The organism is Pauljensenia sp. C0254C2, assembly GCF_056583835.1.
This window is the reverse complement of the sequence record NZ_JBWPJO010000041.1, coordinates 1-665: the sequence shown is the minus strand read 5'-3', so window position 1 is coordinate 665 and position 665 is coordinate 1. Positions and strand designations below refer to the sequence as shown.

The 665-nt window shown below is 48.4% G+C and carries 2 protein-coding genes; both read right to left on the bottom strand.

Features of this window, described 5'->3' with window-relative positions:
• A partial coding sequence (locus AC1DA5_RS10590) for a hypothetical protein (RefSeq protein ID WP_480290202.1) occupies positions 1-290 on the bottom strand: 290 nt, incomplete at its 3' end.
• A 4-nt stretch (positions 291-294) separates the two neighbouring features.
• Positions 295-665, bottom strand: a 371-nt coding sequence (locus AC1DA5_RS10585; RefSeq protein WP_480290200.1) for a DUF6318 family protein, incomplete at its 5' end; no start/stop codon positions are given.

Below are 665 nucleotides of genomic sequence, written 5' to 3'. Positions count from 1 at the left end.
CCGATCTTGCAGCGCACCTGCCAGCCCGGTACACGAAACCCACCAACCGGCCCCTCAACAACCTCAACCACACCACCTTGGCTAACACTAGAAGTTCCAAGGTTGTATGCAGTGCCTTCGGATCCCGATGTTGAGACAGTCTGTTTGATGGAAACCTCAACTTGTAGCTCGCCTTCTGAAGCACTAGTTGCGGCGGTGCTGAAGTTTCCTTCGTCCGGGTCGCCTGCGAATTCCGATGGGAGGCTCAAAGCGAGAGATAAACAAAGTAAAGAGATTGCCGCAAAACGCATATTTTTAGTCCTCTCTTTCTTTCGCAAAGAACCTATTTACAGTGAACTCAGAATTGGCCTGACGGAGGTCAAGTTGGATGAGCACTCTTTCCTCTTCAAACGAAGTCAGTTCTCCATCTAAGTACACGACATAGGGAGCGGAAGTTGCCAGAAATTCGACGAGATATAGATCCGACTCTTCTGGATACAGCTCCACTGAATTGAATGAATCGATTTTGAATCTCATACTGTCGACCCAGTCGGTATTGCTATCTAAGTTTTCGATCTTTCTGACATATGATTGGCAGACTTTGCATTCTGGGCTGCTGACTTTTTTGAGGGTGGTGGTGTTGCCGGTGTTGATGGAGTATGCGAGGAGGTTGAGGTAGTACTCGG